Raw genomic sequence first — 19,227 nt, forward strand, 5'->3', positions numbered from 1 at the left:
CATTGGAACCACCTGATCCCATCCCGAACTCAGCAGTGAAACGATGCATCGCCGATGGTAGTGTGGGGTTTCCCCATGTGAGAGTAGGTCATCGTCAAGATTAAATTCCGAAACCCCTATCTGCTGATGCAGGTAGGGGTTTTGTTTTGCCCGCAGGAAAGTTCTTACGACAAGTGCGGACAGCTCCCGGCTGTCACACCCCCCCGACAGTGCTAAGGTTCTGCCCCTAGCTTTTGCATTTTCAAGGATGCCTTTCATGCCGGACGCAACGTCCCTCAGCCCTGCTTTCATGGTGGTTCACGGGAATCGCCTTGATGAATTGCGCAGCCTGGTGATCAGCTTGATGCGGCGTTATCCGCTGGCACCCCTTGAAAATGAAATCGCCCTGGTACAGAGCAACGGCATTGCCCAATGGCTTAAGCTCGCATTGGCTGAAGACCCGGAAGACGATGATTCCGGCGGTTGCGGTATTGCGGCAGCCATTGATGTACAGCTACCGGGCAGTTTCATGTGGCAGCTTTATCGAACAGTCCTGGGACGCGACGAAATTCCGGCCAAGTCCCTGCTGGATAAGGCTCCGCTGACCTGGCGCCTGATGCGTCTGCTGCCGCAGTTGATCGAGCAGCCTCATTTCGAACCTCTGCGACGATTCCTTACCCACGACACCGACTTGCGCAAGCGCTATCAACTGTCCGAGCGTCTTGCCGATCTGTTCGACCAGTACCAGGTCTACCGGGCCGACTGGCTAGAGGATTGGGCGGAAGGTCGACACCAGACAAGAAATGTCCGAGGCGAAATCAAGCCGCTCGCGCCGGCAAATTGCTGGCAAGCGGAACTGTGGCGAGCCTTGCTGCTGGATGTGGGGGAACAAGGCATGGCGCAAAGCCGTGCCGGCGTTCATCAACGTTACATCGAACGCATCAACAGCCTGGAAGTCGCTCCGCAAGGCCTGCCTGCGCGGGTCATCGTGTTTGGTATTTCTTCGTTGCCTGCCCAGGTCCTTGAGGCGCTCGCCGGCCTTTCCCGGTTCAGCCAGGTTCTGCTCTGCGTGCATAACCCGTGTCGTCATCATTGGGCGGACATCGTCGCCGACAAGGACTTGCTGCGTCACCAATACAAGCGCCAGGCACGCAAGGCTGGCATGCCCGTCGTCCTCGATCCGCAAACCCTGCATCAACATGCCCATCCGTTATTGGCCGCCTGGGGCAAGCAAGGGCGCGACTATATCAACCTGCTCGACAGCTACGATGATCCCAACAGCTATCGCTCGGTATTTCGCGATGGGCGAATCGACCTGTTCACCGATGGGACCCCCACGACCCTTCTCAGCCAGTTGCAGGATGACATCCTGGAACTGCGCCCCCTGGACGAAACCCGGGAACACTGGCCTGTCGTCGATCCGGAGCGAGACGGCTCGATCCGTTTTCATGTGGCCCATGGCGCCCAGCGTGAAGTCGAAATTCTCCACGACCAATTGCTGGCCCACTTCAGTGCGGATCCGACCCTGCGCCCACGGGATATCATCGTCATGGTCCCGGACATCGACAGTTATGCACCGCACATTCGTGCAGTGTTCGGCCAGCTCGACAGGAGCGACCCGCGTTTCATTCCCTTCACGCTGACCGACCAGGGCCAGCGTGGACGTGATCCATTGCTGATCGCCGTCGAGCATTTGCTCAAGCTGCCGGACAGTCGTTTCCCGGTCAGCGAAATCCTCGACCTGCTGGATGTCCCGGCGTTGCGCGAACGGTTTGGCATCGATGAGGCCGACCTGCCGACACTGCACCGCTGGATCGAAGGCGCCGGCATTCGCTGGGGGATGAGCGCCGAACACCGTGCCGGCTTGGGCCTGCCTGCCGAGCTTGAGCAGAACAGCTGGCATTTCGGCTTGCGTCGCATGTTGCTGGGGTATGCCGTCGGCAGTTCGAACGCTTATGAGGGCATTGAGCCTTATGACGAGATCGGTGGCCTGGATGCGGCGTTGATTGGTCCCTTGGTTGCTTTGCTGGATGCCCTGGAGGTCGCCCATCAGGAACTCACCCGGCCGGCATCGCCGCAGCAATGGGGTTCACGCCTGCAAGATCTGATGCAGCTGTTTTTCCAGGCAAGCAACGAGCATGACGACTATTTGCTGGCCCAACTCGAAGACTTGCGTGAAACCTGGCTTGAAACCTGTGAGTCGGTGGGGCTGCACGACGAATTGCCGCTGACGGTGGTACGAGAGGCGTGGTTGGCCGGACTGGATCAGGGGCGACTGTCCCAGCGTTTCCTGGCCGGCGCAGTCAACTTCTGTACCTTGATGCCGATGCGCGCAATCCCCTTCAAGCTGGTGTGCCTGCTGGGGATGAATGATGGTGATTATCCGAGAGCCCAGCCGCCTTTGGACTTCGACCTGATGGGGGGCGATTATCGTCCGGGTGATCGTTCCCGCCGTGAGGACGACCGTTACCTGCTGTTGGAAGCGCTGCTTTCTGCCCGGGAAAAGCTGTACATCAGTTGGGTGGGGCGCAGTATTCGCGACAACAGCGAGCGCCCGGCATCGGTGTTGATCGGCCAACTGCGCGATCATCTCGCCAGTGGCTGGCGGTTGGCAGATGACAGCAAGCCTCTTCTCGATGCCCTGACCCAGGAGCATCCGTTGCAACCGTTCAGTGCGCGTTATTTCCATCAAGGTGACGCGCTGTTCAGCTACGCCAGCGAATGGCGGATGCTCCATGACGCTTGCGATCACACCGACAAAAACCAGGTATTGGAACCCTATGTCCAGGAGGAGCCCTTGGGCCTCGGGCAGTTGCAGGACTTCCTGCGCAATCCTGTCCGCCATTTCTTCAGTCAGCGGTTGAAGGTGTTCTTCGAGGCCATCGAAGCGCCTCTGGCCGATGACGAACCTTTTGTGCTCGATGCGCTGCAACGCTACAGCCTGAGTGACAGCTTGCTCGAGGCCGCCCTGGTACGCCTGGACCAGCCGGATCTTGCCCTCACCGCCCACGCCAAAAGACTGCAGAACAGTGGCCTGTTACCCATGGCCGGTTTCGGTGAGTGCATGCAGCGTGAATTGATCGAACCCCTGCCGGATCTCCTCCAGCGTTACCAACAGCTTCTAGCTTTATGGCCGACACCGTCGGTCAGCGCTGTGCCAGTCAGCCTGCAATTGCAGGGAGTGAATGTCGAGGGCTGGCTCAGTGGTTTGCACCAGCGTTCCGACGGTGCGGTCCTCGCCATCACGGCCATACCCAACAGCATTGGCTCCACCAAGACCCGTAAGTGGCATCGCTTGATACGGCCTTGGGTCAATCATCTCGTGGCCTGCGCTAATGGCTTGTCGTTGACGACGGCACTGGTGGCCAGTGATGACAGCTTGCTGCTGGCACCTTTTGACGAGCCTGTCGCACAAAGGCTGCTGGGCGACATGCTGTTGGCCTGGCAGACCGGTATGCGCCAGCCGCTACCGATCGCGGTGAAGACGGCTTTTGCCTGGCTCGGCCAGACTGATCCGGTCAAGGCCGAAGCGGCGGCTCGCAAAGCCTATGAGGGCGATGGACAGACATTTGAAGGCGAACGGCGGGAAAGTCCGGCGTTGGCTCGACAGTTTGCTGATTTCGATGCCTTGATGGCTGACGAAACATTCCCCGATTGGTGCGATGCGCTCTACCGGCCGTTGCTCGAAGCCCCATGGCGTTCATTGGTCGGCGAGGAAGCCCGTTCATGAGTCGACAGACACCATTGGCCCTGGCTTTCCCGCTACGTGGCAGCCAACTGATCGAGGCCAGCGCCGGTACCGGCAAGACCTTCACCATCTCGGCGTTGTACCTGCGTCTGGTGCTGGGGCATGGCGGTTCGGCGTCCGGCTTTGGCCGCGAGTTGCTTCCGCCGCAAATCCTGGTAGTGACCTTCACGGATGCCGCCACCAAAGAGTTGCGTGAACGAATTCGCACCCGTCTGGCCGAAGCCGCGCGTTTCTTCCGCGACGAAGTTCCCGCCCCGGACTCGCTGATCGCTGCGTTGCGCGACGAGTTCAACGCTGACCAATGGCCTGGCTGTGCGAACCGGCTGGACATCGCTGCGCAGTGGATGGACGAAGCGGCCGTCTCGACCATCCACAGTTGGTGCCAGCGCATGTTGCGTGAGCACGCCTTCGACAGCGGTAGCCTGTTCACCCAGACCCTGGAAACCGACCACAGCGAATTGCTGGGCGAGGTGCTGCGCGATTATTGGCGGTTGTTCTGCTATTCGATGCAAGGCGAGGCGCTGAACTGGGTGCGTACCCATTGGGGAGGGCCTGCTGCGCTGTTGCCGCGGGTACGAGGCTTGTTTTCCAGCGAGCGTGGCGATGGTGACGGGCTTGAGCCTGCCGAACTCATCGCCGCGGCCTTGCAGGAGCGCAGTGCCGCCTTGCTTGATCTCAAGGCACCGTGGCGGCAATGGGCGGTGGAACTGTTGGAGATCTGCCAGCAAGGCGTGGCCAGCAAGTCTGTCGACGGGCGCAAGATGCAGGCGCGTTACTTCGAACCGTGGTTTCAGAAAATCACTGCCTGGGTCGATGACGAAAGCCTTGAGCTGTTGGACATCGGCACCGGGTTCTCGCGGTTGACGCCCGAGGGCATGGCCGAAGCCTGGAAAGGTGAAGTGCCCAACCACCCCGGGTTGGACGCCATGGCCAGTCTCAAGGCCAGCCTGGACGCGTTGCCCACACCAGATGCCGCCGTGCTGCAGCATGCCGCGCAATGGGTCGGGGCGCGCTTCGAGGCAGAGAAGCGTCGCCGCGCCGAGATGGGCTTTGATGACATGCTGCTGCGTCTCGATGCAGCCCTGCAGGCCGACGGAGGCGAGCGTCTGGCGAGCCTGATCCGCGAGCAGTTTCCGGTGGCGCTGATCGATGAGTTCCAGGACACCGACCCGGTTCAATACCGGATCTTCGAAAGCATCTACCGTATCGAAGACAACGACCCCGGGACCGGACTTTTCCTGATCGGCGATCCGAAGCAGGCGATCTACGCTTTTCGCGGTGCCGACATCTATACCTATCTGCGCGCTCGCGAAGCCACTGCTGGCAGGCTGCACACGCTGGGCACGAACTTCCGTTCCAGCCATGCCATGGTGGGCGCGGTAAACCATGTTTTCCAGAATGCCGAGTCCCGCCCGAAGGGGCGCGGGGCCTTTCTGTTCCGTGAACCTTCGGGCGAGAACCCGGTGCCGTTCCTGTCCGTTGAGTCCCAGGGGCGCAAGGAGTCCTTGCAGGTCGCTGGGCAGGCGGTCGCGGCGCTGAACATCTGGCACCTGTCGTCGGAGCAGCCACTTTCCGGTGCGGTGTATCGACAATCCATGGCTGCCGCCTGCGCCAGTGAGATCACGGCGTTGCTCAACGGCGGCCAGTCGGGACGCGACGGCTTCACGGTCGATGGAGACGTGCTGCGAGGCGTGCGTCCGGCAGATATCGCCATCCTGGTGCGCGATGGTAAAGAAGCGCAGGCGGTGCGAGACGCGTTGTCCGCGCGAGGCGTGCGCAGTGTCTATCTGTCCGACAAGGATTCGGTCTTTGCCTCGCAGGAAGCGCGGGACTTGCTGATCTGGCTCAGGGCCTGTGCCGAGCCGGATGCCGAACGACCGCTACGGGCGGCCCTGGCCAGCATCACGTTGAACCTGTCGCTGACGGAACTGGAGCGCCTCAATCAGGATGAGCTGGCCTGGGAAGCGCGGGTCATGCAATTCCGCGGTTATCGTACGGTCTGGCGCAGCCAGGGCGTGCTGCCGATGTTGCGGCGCCTGCTGCATGATTTCGAACTGCCCCAGGCCTTGATGGCGCGCAGCGATGGCGAGCGGGTGCTGACCAACTTGTTGCACCTTTGCGAACTGTTGCAGCAGGCAGCCGGTGAACTGGATGGCGAGCAAGCCTTGATCCGGCATTTGTCCGAGCACCTGGCTTTGTCCGGGCAAGCGGGAGAAGAGCAGATCCTGCGCCTGGAAAGCGATGAGCAACTGGTCAAGGTGGTCACGATCCACAAGTCCAAGGGTCTCGAATATCCGTTGGTCTTCTTGCCCTTCATCTGCTCGACGAAACCGGTGGACGGCAGTCGATTGCCGTTGCACTACCACGATGAGGCCAACAAGGCGCAGATCAGCCTAAAACCCACTGCCGAATTGATCGCCAAGGCCGATGACGAGCGTCTGGCCGAGGATCTGCGGCTTCTCTACGTGGCCCTGACCCGCGCGCAACATGCCTGCTGGCTAGGTGTCGCGGATCTCAAGCGGGGCAGCAACAACCGCTCGATCCTCCATGTGTCCGCGCTAGGGTATCTATTGGGCGGTGGTGCACCGCTGGCCGAGTCGGTGGAGTTGAGGCGTTGGCTGGAAGACCTGCAGCAAGGCAGTGACGCGGTGAGCTACCAGCCAATGCCTGAGGCCACCGACGAGCACTACCGGCCCCCGCGCAACGAAGCCGTGTTGCTTGAACCCTTGGTGCCCTTGCGAAAAGCCAGCGAGAACTGGTGGATCGCGTCCTACAGTGCCTTGCGCATCAGCGAAAGCCTGAGCGAAGGCAGCGATACCGCGCCAGAGAGTCCCCAGGCCCAGAAACTGTTCGACGATGAACGACTGGACCCGGACGCTCCCAGGGAGACCGTCGCTGTCGGTGGCGACATCCACCGCTTTCCCCGTGGCCCCAACCCCGGCACTTTCCTGCATGGCCTGCTGGAGTGGGCCGCTGGGGAGGGCTTTTCATCGGCGCCAACGGATATCGAGGATGCCATCGCCCGACGCTGCAATCGCCGAGGCTGGAAAGGCTGGATCACCACGCTGAGCGATTGGCTGCAGCACCTGATCAAGATGCCCATGCACGTCGGCAACGATCAGGCGCCAGTGGTGCTCGAACACCTGAGCCAATTCCAGGTGGAGATGGAGTTCTGGTTCGCCAGCCACAAGGTCGATGTGCAAAAGCTCGACCAGCTGGTTTGCCGGTTCACCCATGGCGGTGTGGCCCGCGTCGCGGCGGAGCCGGTGCTGCTCAACGGCATGTTCAAGGGCTTCATCGATTTGACGTTCGAGCACGACGGTCGGTACTACGTGGCCGATTACAAATCCAACTGGCTGGGTGTCGATGACATGGCCTACACCGTACCGGCCATGGAACAGTCGATCCTGGACCATCGCTACGACCTGCAATACGTGCTGTACCTGTTGGCCCTGCATCGCCAGCTCAAGGCACGGCTCCCCGATTACGACTACGACCGGCATGTCGGCGGCGCGTTGTACCTGTTCCTTCGCGGAACCCGCTCGGCCAGCCAGGGCGTGTATTTCACCAAGCCGCCACGGGCATTGATCGAACAACTGGATCGCCTGTTCCAGGGGGCGCCCGAACCCAAGGCCGAGCCGGCGTGGGTACAGGGGGAATTGCTATGAGTCGTTCTTTTGCCGACCTGCTGCCTAAATCGTCCGACGACGAAAGCCTGGTGGAGTTGGCACCCTTGAGCCGTGCGCAGGACCTGCTGTTGTTACTGACGCGCTGGGTCGAGCGCGGCTGGTTGCGCGCCTTGGACAAGGCATTCGTGGCGTTCCTCCATGAGCTGGCACCTGACGATGATCCATTGGTCCTGCTCGCCGCTGCGCTGACCAGTCATCAACTGGGCCACGGCCATGTTTGCCTGGATGTGTTCGAGACTCTCAAGGAACCGGATTTTGCGCTGTCGCTGCCTCCCGAGGGTGACCTGCAGACGGGCGTGATGCTGTTGCCATCGCAAATATTGGCGACACTGGACGGCGTCCATTGGTGCAAGGTCCTGGCGTCCAGTCGTCTGGTGGCCCTGGCCGTGGATGGGAGCGAAGAGGCGCAGCAACGTCCGTTGGTGTTGTCTGGCAAGCGTCTTTATCTGCGCCGCTACTGGGGTTATGAACGGCGAATCGATGAAGCGTTGCGTCAACGGCTTATCGAGCATGAAGCGGCGCCCGGCGACCTGCGCGAGCGTTTGGACGGGTTGTTCGGGCCGGCCAATGCAAGCGGCCCGATCGATTGGCAGAAACTGGCCTGCGCGCTGGCGACCCGCGGGGCCTTCAGCATCGTGACCGGTGGCCCGGGCACCGGCAAGACCACGACGGTTGTGCGCCTGCTGGCCCTGCTCCAGGCACCGGCCGTCGAGGCCGGGAAGCCGCTGCGGATTCGTCTGGCTGCGCCCACCGGCAAGGCGGCGGCGCGCCTGACCGAATCCATCAGCCAGCAGGTCCGGACCCTGGATGTGGACGACGCGGTGCGCGAACGGATTCCCTGCGACGTCACGACAGTCCATCGTTTGCTGGGTAGCCGCCCCGGTACCCGGCATTTTCGCCACCATGCAGGCAATCGCTTGCCATTGGATGTGCTGGTGGTCGATGAAGCGTCGATGATCGACCTGGAGATGATGGCCAATCTGCTGGATGCGCTGCCGGCCCATGCACGGTTGGTGTTGCTGGGGGACAAGGACCAGTTGGCCTCTGTAGAAGCCGGTGCGGTGCTCGGGGATTTGTGTCGAGACGCCGAGGATGGCTGGTACAGCCCCCGGACCCGAGCCTGGCTTGAGTCGGTCAGTGGTGAAAATCTGGCGGCCAGTGACCTGCAACAGGACCTCGCCGGCACTCATCCCCTGGCACAGCAAGTGGTCATGCTCAGGCATTCCCGGCGCTTCGGCGAAGGCAGCGGGATCGGTCAGCTGGCCCGTTGGGTCAACCAGCAGCAGCCTGAAAAAGCCCGTCAGTTGCTGGAGCAAGGGCAGCATGCCGATCTGTCTTCCCTGAAGTTGGCGAGTGAACACGACACGAAACTGGAGAAGCTGTTACTCGATGGCAAGCCAGATGGGCCCCAGGGTTATCGGCATTACCTGAGCCTGCTACGGCAGCGACGCCCGGTCAATTCTCGCCCGCTGGAAGACCATTGCTGGGCCGATTGGGCCCGGGAAGTCCTGGCGGCCTTCGACGAATTCCAATTGCTTTGCGCGGTGCGCAAAGGTCCGTGGGGCGTCGAAGGGCTGAACCTGCGAATCACCGCCGCCTTGCTCAAGGCCCGCCTTATCGATAGCGATCACCAGTGGTACGAAGGACGCCCGGTGTTGATGACCCGCAACGACTATGGGCTGGGGCTGATGAACGGCGATATCGGTATCGCCCTCAAGTTGCCCGAGCGTGACGGCCCCGATGCCGGCAAGCAGGTTCTGCGGGTCGCTTTCCCGCGCAACGACGGCCAGGGCGGTGTGCGTTTCGTCCTGCCCAGCCGCCTGAATGATGTGGAAACCGTGTATGCCATGACGGTGCACAAATCCCAGGGCTCGGAATTCACCCATACCGCATTGATCCTCCCGGATGCGCTGAACCCGGTATTGACCAAGGAGTTGGTGTACACCGCCATTACCCGGGGCAAGCAATGGTTCAGCCTGATTGAGCCGCGAGCGGGGGTGTTCGAGGAGGCGGTGCGGCGCAAGGTCAAGCGTTTGAGCGGGCTCATGTTGGAGTTGGAGGGTGATGACTGAATGATCAGCTTTCGTGATTCAATGCTGGAGTCACGATTTTGGCTGTTTTCTGTCAGATATGTCTGTAGGGCGCCGGCTCGCTGGCTTTTTGGCACTGTGCTATCGTTCCGACACTTATCGTATTACCTAGAGATTTTCCATGAAAGTGGCGGTTCGGGAGGCTGTGCGCAGCAAGGACTGGGGGCATTATCTGCTTGCCGGTCTTCTGTGGTTGCTGTCGCCTATGGTGCTTGCCGAAGACCTGCCCTCCACGAGCCGGGCTGAACAGCGGGCTGAATCGGTCACTCAAGTCGTCTTGGGCATTCTCAGCTACGCTCGCTGGCCAGTGGAGCCTGCGCAGTTGCAACTGTGCATCGTCGGCCCGACCCAATACACCGACGACCTGGTCAAAGGCACCACCCAGGCCACTGGTCGACCGGTGACCGTGCAGCGATTGCTGGCCGATCACCCCAACATCGCTACGGATTGCAACGCCGTCTACATCGGCAGGCTGACCAGCGACGAGCGTATCCGTCTGTTTGACTCCCTGATCGGCAAGCCCGTGTTGAGCATCAGCGAAGGCGGTGACCAGTGCACCGTGGGTAGCCTGTTCTGTCTGCGGGTCGGTGATGAGCAGGTATCGTTCGAGGTCAACCTCGACTCGGTAGCGCGCAGTGGCGTGCGTATCCATCCGAGCGTTCTGCAGCTTTCCCGTCGCAGGCCGGCAGTACCATGAGCCTGTCCAAGTCGCGGATCCGTCCCACCTTGGGCTCGGTCATCGGGCGCGGCCACCTGATTGTCGCGTTGGTGGCGATCACCATGGCCAGTCTCTCCCTGACGTTGCTGGGTGTGCTTGCGTTGCGGGTCTACGCCGATCACAACCTGCACCTGATTGCCCGTTCGATCAACTACACCGTGGAGGCCGCCGTGGTGTTCGATGACCGGGCTGCGGCCACCGAAGCACTGGCGTTGATCGCCTCCACCGAAGAAGTCGCCGATGCCCAGGTGTTCAATGAACATGGCCGTCTGTTGGCGCGTTGGCAGCGACCGGAAACCGGCCTGTTGTCGGGGCTGGAAGTGCATATTGCCAAGGCATTCCTGGAGAAGCCCATCAGCCTGCCAATCGTTCACCAAGGACAGAACATCGGCCGCATCGTGTTGGCGGGGCATGGCGGCAGCTTGTTGCGCTTTTTGCTCAGCGGCCTGACGGGGATTATTTTGTGCACGGCGGTGAGTGCCTGGGTGGCGCTTTATCTGGCGCGGCGCCAGTTGCGGGCGATCACCGGACCGTTGCGCAGCCTGGCCGAAGTGGCCCACGCGGCACGCAGCGAGCGGGCCCTGGACCGGCGCGTGCCCCCGGCCGCCATCGCCGAACTGGATAACCTGGCCAATGACTTCAATGCACTGCTCGACGAACTGGAGTCCTGGCAGACCCACCTGCAAAGCGAAAACGAAACCCTGGCACACCAGGCCAGCCACGACAGCTTGACCGGCCTGCCGAACCGGGCGTTCTTCGAGGGGCGGCTGATCCGTGCCTTGCGCAATGCCAGCAAGCTCAACGAGCAAGTGGCCGTGTTGTACCTGGACAGCGACCGGTTCAAGGGCATCAACGACAATTTCGGCCATGCTGCCGGTGACGCGGTGCTGACGGCCGTGGCGACCCGGGTCCGGGCACAGTTGCGTGAAGACGACTTGGTTGCACGCCTGGGAGGCGATGAATTCGCCGTGCTGTTGGCACCTCTGCACAAGGCCGAGGACGCCGAGCGGATCGCTGAAAAAATCATCGCCAGCATGGAAATGCCGATTCAATTGCCTGGCAATGCTTCAGTGCTGACGTCCCTCAGTATCGGCATTGCCGTTTATCCCGATGATGGTGCGACACCGGGCACCCTTCTCCATGCCGCCGATGCGGCGATGTACCAAGCCAAACGCCTCGCCCGAGGCGGTCAACATACGGCGGAGTCGGATCACTCCGTCGCTGATCTTCAAACCAGGAGCTGACTCGTGCGTTCATATCCTTCATTTTCCCTGCGCTGGTTCGCGGCGTTTTTGTTGCTGGCAGTCCTGGCAATGAGCGGTTGCCAGACGGCACCGCAGAAGGGCCTGACCCCGGCGCAAATCGCCGTACTCAAGCAACAAGGGTTCGAATTGACTGACGATGGCTGGGCGTTCGGTCTGTCGGGCAAGGTCCTGTTCGGCAGTGACGTGGAAAACCTCAACCCGGCCAGCACCGAAATCGTCGAGCGTATCGGCAAGGCACTGCTGGGGGCGGGAATCCAGCGGGTACGCGTCGATGGTCATACCGACGCATCGGGCTCCCAGGCCTACAACGAACAACTGTCGATGCGGCGGGCCGCCAGCGTGAGCAAGGTGCTGACAAGCGTTGGCATGCGCGAAGAGAACGTCCAATTGCGCGGCCTGGGCAGCAGCAAACCGGTCGCCTCCAACGACACCGCCAGCGGCCGCACCGAGAACCGCCGCGTCGCCATCGTGGTCATCGCCGACTAGTCGGCAAACACCATCTCCCGGCTGTCACCCATCAGCAGTGGCTGGTTCTGTTCAGTCACCTCGCGAATGTAATCCCACAACAACGTAATCCGCTTCAGCTTCCTCAAGTCCTCCCGGCAGTACATCCAGAACTGCCGGGTGACGGTGATGTCCTCCGGCAACACCGGCAACAACCGTGGGTCCTGGGCGGCGAGGAAGCAGGGCAGGATTGCCAGCGAGCGGCCTTGCTGCGCTGCCACGAATTGCGCGATCACGCTGGTGCTGCGCAGGTGGGCGTTGGCGCCGGGCAGGACGTTGGCCAGGTAGAGCAATTCGGAACTGAACGCCAGGTCATCCACGTAACTGATGAACGAGTGCTTGCCCAGGTCGGCCGGGCGCTGGATGGGTGGGTGGTTGTCCAGGTATTGCTGGGTGGCGTAGAGCTGCAGTCGGTAGTCGCACAATTTGCAGCACACATACGGGCCATGTTCGGGGCGTTCGAGGGCGATGACGATGTCGGCTTCGCGCTTGGAGAGGCTGATGAAGTGCGGCAGCGGCAGGATGTCTACCGAAATGGCCGGGTAGGCGTCGACGAAGTGGCTCAGCTGGGGGGTGATGAAGAAGCTGCCGAAGCCTTCGGTGCAGCCCATGCGCACGTGGCCGGACAGCGCGACGCCAGAGCCTGAAACCTGTTCGCAGGCCATGTGCAGGGTACTTTCGATCGATTCGGCGTAACCCAGCAGGCGCTGGCCTTCGGCCGTCAGGACAAAACCGTTGGTCCGGGACTTCTCGAACAGCAGCGTGCCCAACGAGGCTTCCAGCGAGCTGATGCGTCGCGACACCGTGGTGTAGTCGACGGCCAGGCGCTTGGCGGCCGTGCTGGCCTTACGGGTGCGAGCCACTTCGAGGAAAAACTTGAGGTCGTCCCAATTCAGCGACCCCAGGGAGGTGATGTTTTTTTGCATGTTGGACCGGCTTTTATGTGCATTCTTATTAGAAGTTTGCACATCTATACTCCAAAAACAGTCTCATCACCAAGCGTGTCCTGTGCACCTTGGTTTTTGCTGAACCAGCGCTCTCTATAAGAACAATCCCGGAGGCCAGCATGAACGTTTCCCTTACGCCCAGCGATACCACCCTGCAAACCGTCAGACTACTGATCGATGGCGAGTGGGTTGAATCCCAATCCAGCGAATGGCACGACATCGTCAACCCGGCCACCCAGCAGGTGTTGGCGAAGGTTCCGTTCGCCACGGCCTCGGAAGTCGATGCTGCCATCGCCGCTGCCCAGCGTGCTTTCCAGACCTGGAAACTGACGCCCATCGGCGCGCGGATGCGCATCATGCTCAAGCTCCAGGCGTTGATCCGCGAGCATTCCAAGCGCATCGCCGCGGTGCTCAGCGCCGAACAGGGCAAGACCATCGCTGATGCCGAGGGCGATATTTTCCGTGGCCTGGAAGTGGTCGAGCACGCCTGTTCCATCGGCACCCTGCAGATGGGCGAATTTGCCGAGAACGTTGCCGGTGGCGTTGATACCTACACGCTGCGCCAGCCGATTGGGGTGTGCGCGGGCATTACCCCGTTCAACTTCCCGGCAATGATTCCGCTGTGGATGTTCCCGATGGCCATCGCCTGCGGCAATACCTTTGTGCTCAAGCCATCGGAACAGGACCCGCTGTCGACCATGCTCCTGGTGGAGCTGGCCATCGAGGCCGGCGTGCCGGCGGGCGTGCTCAACGTGGTGCACGGCGGCAAGGACGTAGTGGATGCGCTCTGCACCCACAAGGACATCAAGGCGGTTTCGTTCGTCGGCTCGACGGCGGTCGGCACCCACGTGTATGACCTGGCGGGTCGTCACGGCAAGCGCGTGCAGTCGATGATGGGCGCCAAGAACCACGCGGTGGTGTTGCCCGATGCCAATCGTGAACAGACCCTCAACGCCTTGGTCGGCGCCGGTTTCGGCGCGGCGGGCCAGCGTTGCATGGCCACCTCCGTGGTGGTGCTGGTGGGCGCTGCCAAGCAGTGGTTGCCGGAGCTCAAGGCCCTGGCACAGAAGCTCAAGGTCAATGCCGGCAGCGAGCCGGGCACTGACGTCGGCCCGGTGATTTCCAAGCGCGCCAAGGCGCGGATCCTCGAATTGATCGAGAGTGGCGTGCAACAGGGGGCGAAGCTGGAGCTCGATGGTCGTGGCATCAGCGTGCCGGGCTTCGAGCAGGGCAATTTCGTCGGCCCGACCCTGTTTTCCGGCGTGACCACCGACATGCGTATCTACACCGAAGAAATCTTCGGCCCGGTGCTGGTGGTGCTGGAAGTCGACACCCTGGATCAGGCGATTGCCCTGGTCAACGCCAACCCATTCGGCAACGGCACCGGCCTGTTCACCCAGAGCGGTGCGGCGGCGCGCAAATTCCAGAGCGAAATCGACGTCGGCCAGGTGGGCATCAACATTCCGATCCCGGTGCCGGTGCCGTTCTTCAGCTTCACCGGTTCCCGCGGTTCGAAACTCGGCGACCTCGGTCCGTACGGCAAACAAGTGGTGCAGTTCTACACTCAGACCAAGACCGTGACCGCGCGCTGGTTCGATGACGACAGCGTCAATGACGGTGTGAACACCACCATCAATTTGCGTTAAGGAGCCGGACATGAACATCGCATTTATCGGCCTGGGCAACATGGGCGCCCCCATGGCGCGCAACCTGCTCAAGGCTGGCCATTCGCTGAACCTGTTCGACCTGAACCAGACGGTGCTGGCTGAACTGGCGGCGTTGGGCGGCACGATCAGCGCCTCGCCGCGCGACGCGGCCCAGGGCGCGGCACTGGTGATCACCATGCTGCCGGCCGCCGCTCATGTGCGCAGTGTCTGGCTGGGTGAAGACGGCGTGCTGGCTGGCATCGCCGCCGGCACACCGGCGGTGGATTGCAGCACCATCGATCCACAAACCGCCCGCGACGTGGCGGCTGCTGCGGCGAAACAAGGGGTGGCGATGGCCGATGCACCGGTCTCGGGCGGCACCGGCGGTGCGGCGGCGGGCACGTTGACCTTCATGGTCGGCGCCACGGCCGAGTTGTTTGCCACCTTGCAACCGGTGCTGGCGCAAATGGGCCGTAACATCGTGCACTGTGGCGAAGTCGGCACCGGGCAGATCGCCAAGATCTGCAACAACCTGCTGCTGGGGATTTCCATGGTCGGTGTCAGCGAAGCCATGGCGTTGGGTGATGCCTTGGGGATCGACACCCAGGTGTTGGCCGGCATCATCAACAGCTCGACGGGCCGTTGCTGGAGTTCGGACACCTACAACCCGTGGCCGGGCGTGATCGAAACGGCACCGGCGTCCCGTGGTTACACGGGTGGCTTTGGCGCCGACCTGATGCTCAAGGACCTGGGCCTGGCGACCGAAGCCGCACGGCAGGCCCATCAGCCGGTGGTGCTGGGGGCGGTGGCGCAGCAGTTGTACCAGGCGATGAGCCAGCGGGGCGAGGGCGGCAAGGACTTTTCGGCGATTGTGAACAGCTATCGCAAGCCGCAGTAAGAGCGGCGATATCGACGTGCTTTTGTGGCAAGGGCAATTATCTGTGGGAGCAAGGCTTGCCCGCGATTACAGGTGCTGGGCTCCCTGAGAGAATGAGGTGCCTGCATCGCGGGCAAGCCTTGCTCCCACAGATTGCTCCGTCGCCACAGAGGCTACGCAATCTACAAAGTTGTTTTCCGAGAGACCATGTCGGGTGGCCTCTCGGTTTTTTGTTTCAGGCAAAGACGAAATATTTGCGCACGGTTTCGACCACTTCCCAAGTGCCTTTCATGCCTGGCTCGACGACGAAGATGTCACCAGCACGCAGATGGATCGGCGCCATGCCGTCCGGGGTGATGATGCAGTAGCCTTCCTGGAAATGGCAGTACTCCCACTTCACATAATCCACGCGCCATTTGCCGGGTGTGCAGATCCAGGTGCCCATGATCTTGCTGCCGTCTTCGCTGGTGTAGGCGTTGAGGTTGACGGTGTGCGGGTCGCCTTCGAGTTTTTCCCATTTGCAGGCGTCGAGTACGGGCAGCGGATGGGTGTCGCGCAGGACGGTGATGGGTGCGGTCATGTGAGCTCCGAAAGGGGCAGAAGAGAACAGGCACCCTAACGCGCGGCATGAGCGGGTAGATGTCTGTGGTCGACACCGGGCTATCCAGAAGCGCGCATCAATCGGCCAGATGCCGAGCCAGGGCCGTGGCGTAGGCCGGCAAACCGTCGAAGTTGCGGGCGCACAGCAGCAACGCCCGGTGCGCCCAGGCTTCTTGCAGCGGGACGCATTGATACGCAGGCTCGGGTGGGCGCCGGTCGATAGCGGCCTTCGGCACGATGGCAATGCCTGCACCATGGGCCACCATGCGAATCATCCCGTCGAAACCTTCGGCGCGAATGCGCACTTGCATGCGTGAGCCGATGTGCAGGGCCTGCTCTTCCAGGTGGATCGCCAGGGCGCTGGAGGCGTTCAGGCCGACATAATCGTGGCTGAGGGTCTCGCTGAAACGTATGGCGCGACCGTCAGCCAGGGGGTGCCCGGTCGGTAGGATCAATACCAGCGGATCGTCGCGAAAAGGCCAGGTCTGAAGGCCATCGGTCTCCACTGCGTCGGAAACTATCCCGAGGTCTGCCGCGCCTTGGCGCAGCGCATGGGTGATCCGAGAGCTGGGCAATTCCTGGAGGTCAATGTCGAGGTTGGGATGGGCCTGGAGAAAACCGGCCAGCAGCTCGGGCAGGTATTCGGTCATGGCGCTGGTGTTGCACAGCAACCGCACCCGGCCTTTGACGCCTTTGGCGTATTCGGCCAGGTCCTGTCGCAGGCGTTCGGCCTGTTGCAACAGGATCCGGGCATGCTCTGCCAGGGCTTTGCCCGCGGGAGTGGGCGTTACGCCACGCCGCCCGCGTTCAAGCAGGTCGATGCCCAGGGACGCTTCCATGGCACGCACTCGTGCGCTGGCCGCGGCCAGGGACAAATGGCTGCGGGCCGCACCGGCGGTGATGTTGCCGGTGTCGAGGATGTTCAGGTAGAGGCGCAGGTCGGTGAGGTCGAAGTGCATGGGCGGGGATCCTGTGCCGGTTTTTTTGGTGCCTGATGCATTGCTATCGCGAGCAAGCTCGCTCCCACATGGGATTGCATTTCAGCTGTGGGAGCGAGCTTGCTCGCGATGGCGTCGGCCGCATCAGCGAATTCACAGCCTCTTGCCGCAAGAGAGGCAACCTCAGTATATGGCAGATTTTCAAGCCAAGCCCCGGGGCGCACGATACCCCCATGAACACACTCGTCGCTTTTTATCAAAACCTCGGCCTGGCCCTTTCCCTGCTGGTTGTCGGTACCTTCCTGCTGGCCGGCACCATCAAGGGTGTGATCGGCCTCGGCCTGCCGACCATCTCCATGGGCTTGCTTGGGCTGGCTATGGCCCCGGCGCAGGCTGCGGCGCTGCTTATCATCCCGGCGACCCTGACCAATCTCTGGCAATTGGCTTTCGGCGGTCATCTGCAAGCCCTGCTCCGGCGCCTGTGGCCGCTGTTGCTGGCGATTTTCATTGGCACCGGGCTCGGTACGCTGTGGCTCGGCATGACGGGCGGGGCCTGGGTGGTGCGGGCTTTGGGCGCGGCGCTAGTGCTGTATGCGTTGAGCGGGCTGTTGCTGCCAACGCTGCGGGTCGGCGCCCATGTCGAGCCGTGGATCGCTCCGCTCTGCGGGTTGCTCACCGGCCTCATCACATCCGCCACTGGCGTATTCGTCATTCCGGCGGTGCCCTATCTGCAAGCGCTGGGCCTGAGCAAGGACGAACTGGTACAGGCCTTGGGCCTGTCATTCACCGTTTCTACCCTGGCCCTGGCCGCCGGCCTGTTGTGGCGCGGCGCATTGGGTGGGGGCGAATTGAGCGCTTCGTTGCTGGCGCTGGCACCGGCGCTGCTGGGGATGTGGCTGGGGCAATGGTTGCGCCAGCGGATCAGTGCCGTGTTGTTCAAACGGGTGTTTTTCATCGGCCTCGGCGTGCTCGGAGGCCATTTGCTGATCAGCGGCTAGCCGAAGACAGGCTGAGCATGTCGACGCGGCGGATGTCGAAGTCACGCTCCAGATAATCCATGCGTTGCTCGAAGAACTGCTGCATGTGCGGCAGGTTCGAGTGCACCTCCAGGTGCGCCGGGGATGCCCAGATCTCATAGAAAATAAACAGCGTCGGATCCTGCTGGTCCCGCAGCATGTGATATTCGATGCAGCCGGGCTCGGCACGGCTGGGTTCGACGTAGGCGCGGAACAGCGCTTCGAAGGCTTCGGCTTTTTCCGGACGGGTCTTGGCGTGCAGGATGAAACCGTGCAGTTCGCTCATCGAGGTGGCTCCTGAGATAAAAGAGGTCTCGAATTCTAAGGCAATAATCGGTCGTTCATTCGTGCGTATAGGTCAAATCACTTTTGCCGTTTGGCTGCTTATTCCCCATGAAGCTCATCGTTATTCTGCCGCCATCATTTTCAATCTTTCCATGCAGTGGCCCTTTGACGGCCATGCCGTGGAACCCGATGAGGCTCCCCATGAAAAAAGTCCTGTTGCTCAATGGCGGCAAACAATTCGCCCACTCCGACGGTCGCTACAATGCCACCCTCCACGACACGGCGCTCAGCGTGTTGGACCGTGGCGGTTTTGATGTGAAAACCACCTTCATCGACGGCGGCTACGACATCAAGGAGGAAGTTGCCAAGTTCCTTTGGGCCGACGTGATCATTTACCAGATGCCGGGTTGGTGGATGGGCGCGCCCTGGACCGTGAAGAAATACATCGACGAAGTCTTCACCGAAGGCCATGGCAGCCTCTACGCCAGCGACGGCCGGACCCGTTCCGATGCTTCGCAGAAATACGGCAGCGGTGGCCTGATCCAGGGCAAGCAGTACATGTTGTCGCTGACCTGGAACGCCCCGCAGCAAGCCTTCGACGACCCGACCGACTTCTTCGAGGCCAAGGGCGTGGACGCGGTGTACTTCCCGTTTCACAAGGCCAATCAGTTCCTCGGCATGACCGGCCTGCCGACCTTCCTGTGCGTGGACGTGATGAAGCGCCCGAACATCGACGGGGATGTGGTGCGGTATGAGCAGCATTTGCGCGAGGTGTTCGGCCTTTCGCGGTAATCCGGCTACTATCGGGACTTACCCGAAAGCAATTCTGCACCCAAGGAGAGCGCGCTTTTGTGGCGAGGGAGCTTGCTCCCGCTCGGGCGCGCAGCGGCCGCTTTTTTTGGGGGCTGCTACGCAGCCCAGCGGG

Annotated in this window: 15 protein-coding genes and 1 rRNA gene; 11 read left to right on the plus strand and 5 right to left on the minus strand. The window is 61.7% G+C overall.

The window, feature by feature from the left end:
- The 7 genes from rrf to Q7F16_RS04355 form a co-directional block, all read left to right on the plus strand.
- Nucleotides 1-100: ribosomal RNA gene (gene rrf, locus Q7F16_RS04325) — 5S ribosomal RNA — on the plus strand; the annotation flags it as partial.
- Between the two features lie 156 nt (nt 101-256).
- Entirely contained in the window at nt 257-3,709 is a 3,453-nt protein-coding gene (gene recC / locus Q7F16_RS04330; protein ID WP_409556031.1) for an exodeoxyribonuclease V subunit gamma, read from the plus strand.
- Nucleotides 3,706-7,395 carry an exodeoxyribonuclease V subunit beta gene (gene recB / locus Q7F16_RS04335; protein WP_046063059.1) on the plus strand — a complete coding sequence of 1,230 codons (3,690 nt, stop codon included), beginning with the start codon at nt 3,706-3,708 and terminating at the stop codon, nt 7,393-7,395. The genes recC and recB overlap by 4 nt, the downstream gene beginning before the upstream one ends.
- Entirely contained in the window at nt 7,392-9,488 is a 2,097-nt protein-coding gene (gene recD / locus Q7F16_RS04340; RefSeq protein WP_409556030.1) for an exodeoxyribonuclease V subunit alpha, read from the plus strand. Before recB ends, recD begins: the two co-directional genes overlap by 4 nt.
- A gap of 139 nt (nt 9,489-9,627) precedes the next feature.
- Nucleotides 9,628-10,203 (plus strand): YfiR family protein, encoded by a 576-nt coding sequence (locus tag Q7F16_RS04345; protein WP_046063061.1) that lies wholly within the window; start codon nt 9,628-9,630, stop codon nt 10,201-10,203.
- On the plus strand, nt 10,200-11,468 hold the full coding sequence (locus tag Q7F16_RS04350) for a diguanylate cyclase domain-containing protein (RefSeq protein ID WP_046063062.1): 1,269 nt from the start codon (nt 10,200-10,202) through the stop codon (nt 11,466-11,468). Before Q7F16_RS04345 ends, Q7F16_RS04350 begins: the two co-directional genes overlap by 4 nt.
- Before the next feature lie 69 nt (nt 11,469-11,537).
- On the plus strand, nt 11,538-11,975 hold the full coding sequence (locus Q7F16_RS04355) for an OmpA family protein (RefSeq protein ID WP_236712368.1): 438 nt from the start codon (nt 11,538-11,540) through the stop codon (nt 11,973-11,975).
- On the opposite strand, the gene Q7F16_RS04360 is transcribed toward Q7F16_RS04355, so the two are convergent.
- Complete coding sequence (locus Q7F16_RS04360; protein ID WP_024617832.1) at nt 11,972-12,919, minus strand: LysR family transcriptional regulator; 948 nt, start codon at nt 12,917-12,919, stop codon at nt 11,972-11,974. The genes Q7F16_RS04355 and Q7F16_RS04360 overlap by 4 nt on opposite strands.
- Before the next feature lie 140 nt (nt 12,920-13,059).
- Between Q7F16_RS04360 and Q7F16_RS04365 the strand changes: the two genes are divergently transcribed.
- Both Q7F16_RS04365 and mmsB read left to right on the plus strand, forming a co-directional pair.
- Entirely contained in the window at nt 13,060-14,586 is a 1,527-nt protein-coding gene (locus Q7F16_RS04365) for a CoA-acylating methylmalonate-semialdehyde dehydrogenase (protein WP_003197536.1), read from the plus strand.
- A 10-nt stretch (nt 14,587-14,596) separates the two neighbouring features.
- On the plus strand, nt 14,597-15,484 hold the full coding sequence (mmsB, locus tag Q7F16_RS04370) for a 3-hydroxyisobutyrate dehydrogenase (protein ID WP_046063065.1): 888 nt from the start codon (nt 14,597-14,599) through the stop codon (nt 15,482-15,484).
- Nucleotides 15,485-15,698: 214 nt separating this feature from the next.
- Here the strand turns inward: mmsB and Q7F16_RS04375 are convergent, their stop codons facing one another.
- Both Q7F16_RS04375 and Q7F16_RS04380 read right to left on the minus strand, forming a co-directional pair.
- Nucleotides 15,699-16,043, minus strand: coding sequence for a cupin domain-containing protein (locus tag Q7F16_RS04375; RefSeq protein WP_003197542.1), 345 nt, complete (start codon nt 16,041-16,043; stop codon nt 15,699-15,701).
- A 97-nt stretch (nt 16,044-16,140) separates the two neighbouring features.
- Entirely contained in the window at nt 16,141-17,022 is an 882-nt protein-coding gene (locus Q7F16_RS04380; protein WP_409556029.1) for a LysR substrate-binding domain-containing protein, read from the minus strand.
- Between the two features lie 212 nt (nt 17,023-17,234).
- Here Q7F16_RS04380 and Q7F16_RS04385 point away from each other — a divergent pair, with 212 nt between their 5' ends.
- The gene (locus tag Q7F16_RS04385; protein ID WP_409556028.1) at nt 17,235-17,999 is read left to right on the plus strand and encodes a sulfite exporter TauE/SafE family protein; all 765 of its coding nucleotides are present in this window, start codon (nt 17,235-17,237) and stop codon (nt 17,997-17,999) included.
- Here Q7F16_RS04385 and Q7F16_RS04390 read toward each other — a convergent pair.
- Both Q7F16_RS04390 and Q7F16_RS04395 read right to left on the minus strand, forming a co-directional pair.
- On the minus strand, nt 17,989-18,303 hold the full coding sequence (locus Q7F16_RS04390) for a putative quinol monooxygenase (RefSeq protein WP_095974173.1): 315 nt from the start codon (nt 18,301-18,303) through the stop codon (nt 17,989-17,991). The genes Q7F16_RS04385 and Q7F16_RS04390 overlap by 11 nt on opposite strands.
- 55 nt (nt 18,304-18,358) lie before the next feature.
- Complete coding sequence (locus Q7F16_RS04395; protein ID WP_172898805.1) at nt 18,359-18,505, minus strand: hypothetical protein; 147 nt, start codon at nt 18,503-18,505, stop codon at nt 18,359-18,361.
- Between Q7F16_RS04395 and Q7F16_RS04400 the strand changes: the two genes are divergently transcribed.
- A complete protein-coding gene (locus Q7F16_RS04400; protein ID WP_409556027.1) occupies nt 18,504-19,094 on the plus strand; it encodes an NAD(P)H-dependent oxidoreductase in 591 nt (196 codons plus the stop codon). The genes Q7F16_RS04395 and Q7F16_RS04400 overlap by 2 nt on opposite strands.
- Nucleotides 19,095-19,227: the final 133 nt, after the last annotated feature.

The sequence above is a fragment of the Pseudomonas sp. Lb2C2 genome (assembly GCF_052112205.1).
GTDB lineage: Bacteria > Pseudomonadota > Gammaproteobacteria > Pseudomonadales > Pseudomonadaceae > Aquipseudomonas > Aquipseudomonas kilonensis.

Excerpts from the sequence above, each read along its gene's own strand:
- recC (WP_409556031.1), top strand. The coding sequence starts at position 257 with ATGCCGGACGCAACGTCCCTCAGCCCTGCTTTCATGGTGGTTCACGGG.
- recB (WP_046063059.1), top strand. The coding sequence starts at position 3,706 with ATGAGTCGACAGACACCATTGGCCCTGGCTTTCCCGCTACGTGGCAGC.
- recD (WP_409556030.1), top strand. The coding sequence starts at position 7,392 with ATGAGTCGTTCTTTTGCCGACCTGCTGCCTAAATCGTCCGACGACGAA.
- Q7F16_RS04345 (WP_046063061.1), top strand. The coding sequence starts at position 9,628 with ATGAAAGTGGCGGTTCGGGAGGCTGTGCGCAGCAAGGACTGGGGGCAT.
- Q7F16_RS04350 (WP_046063062.1), top strand. The coding sequence starts at position 10,200 with ATGAGCCTGTCCAAGTCGCGGATCCGTCCCACCTTGGGCTCGGTCATC.
- Q7F16_RS04355 (WP_236712368.1), top strand. The coding sequence starts at position 11,538 with ATGAGCGGTTGCCAGACGGCACCGCAGAAGGGCCTGACCCCGGCGCAA.
- Q7F16_RS04360 (WP_024617832.1), bottom strand. The coding sequence starts at position 12,919 with ATGCAAAAAAACATCACCTCCCTGGGGTCGCTGAATTGGGACGACCTC.
- Q7F16_RS04365 (WP_003197536.1), top strand. The coding sequence starts at position 13,060 with ATGAACGTTTCCCTTACGCCCAGCGATACCACCCTGCAAACCGTCAGA.
- mmsB (WP_046063065.1), top strand. The coding sequence starts at position 14,597 with ATGAACATCGCATTTATCGGCCTGGGCAACATGGGCGCCCCCATGGCG.
- Q7F16_RS04375 (WP_003197542.1), bottom strand. The coding sequence starts at position 16,043 with ATGACCGCACCCATCACCGTCCTGCGCGACACCCATCCGCTGCCCGTA.
- Q7F16_RS04380 (WP_409556029.1), bottom strand. The coding sequence starts at position 17,022 with ATGCACTTCGACCTCACCGACCTGCGCCTCTACCTGAACATCCTCGAC.
- Q7F16_RS04385 (WP_409556028.1), top strand. The coding sequence starts at position 17,235 with ATGAACACACTCGTCGCTTTTTATCAAAACCTCGGCCTGGCCCTTTCC.
- Q7F16_RS04390 (WP_095974173.1), bottom strand. The coding sequence starts at position 18,303 with ATGAGCGAACTGCACGGTTTCATCCTGCACGCCAAGACCCGTCCGGAA.
- Q7F16_RS04400 (WP_409556027.1), top strand. The coding sequence starts at position 18,504 with ATGAAAAAAGTCCTGTTGCTCAATGGCGGCAAACAATTCGCCCACTCC.
- Q7F16_RS04395 (WP_172898805.1), bottom strand. The coding sequence starts at position 18,505 with ATGGGGAGCCTCATCGGGTTCCACGGCATGGCCGTCAAAGGGCCACTG.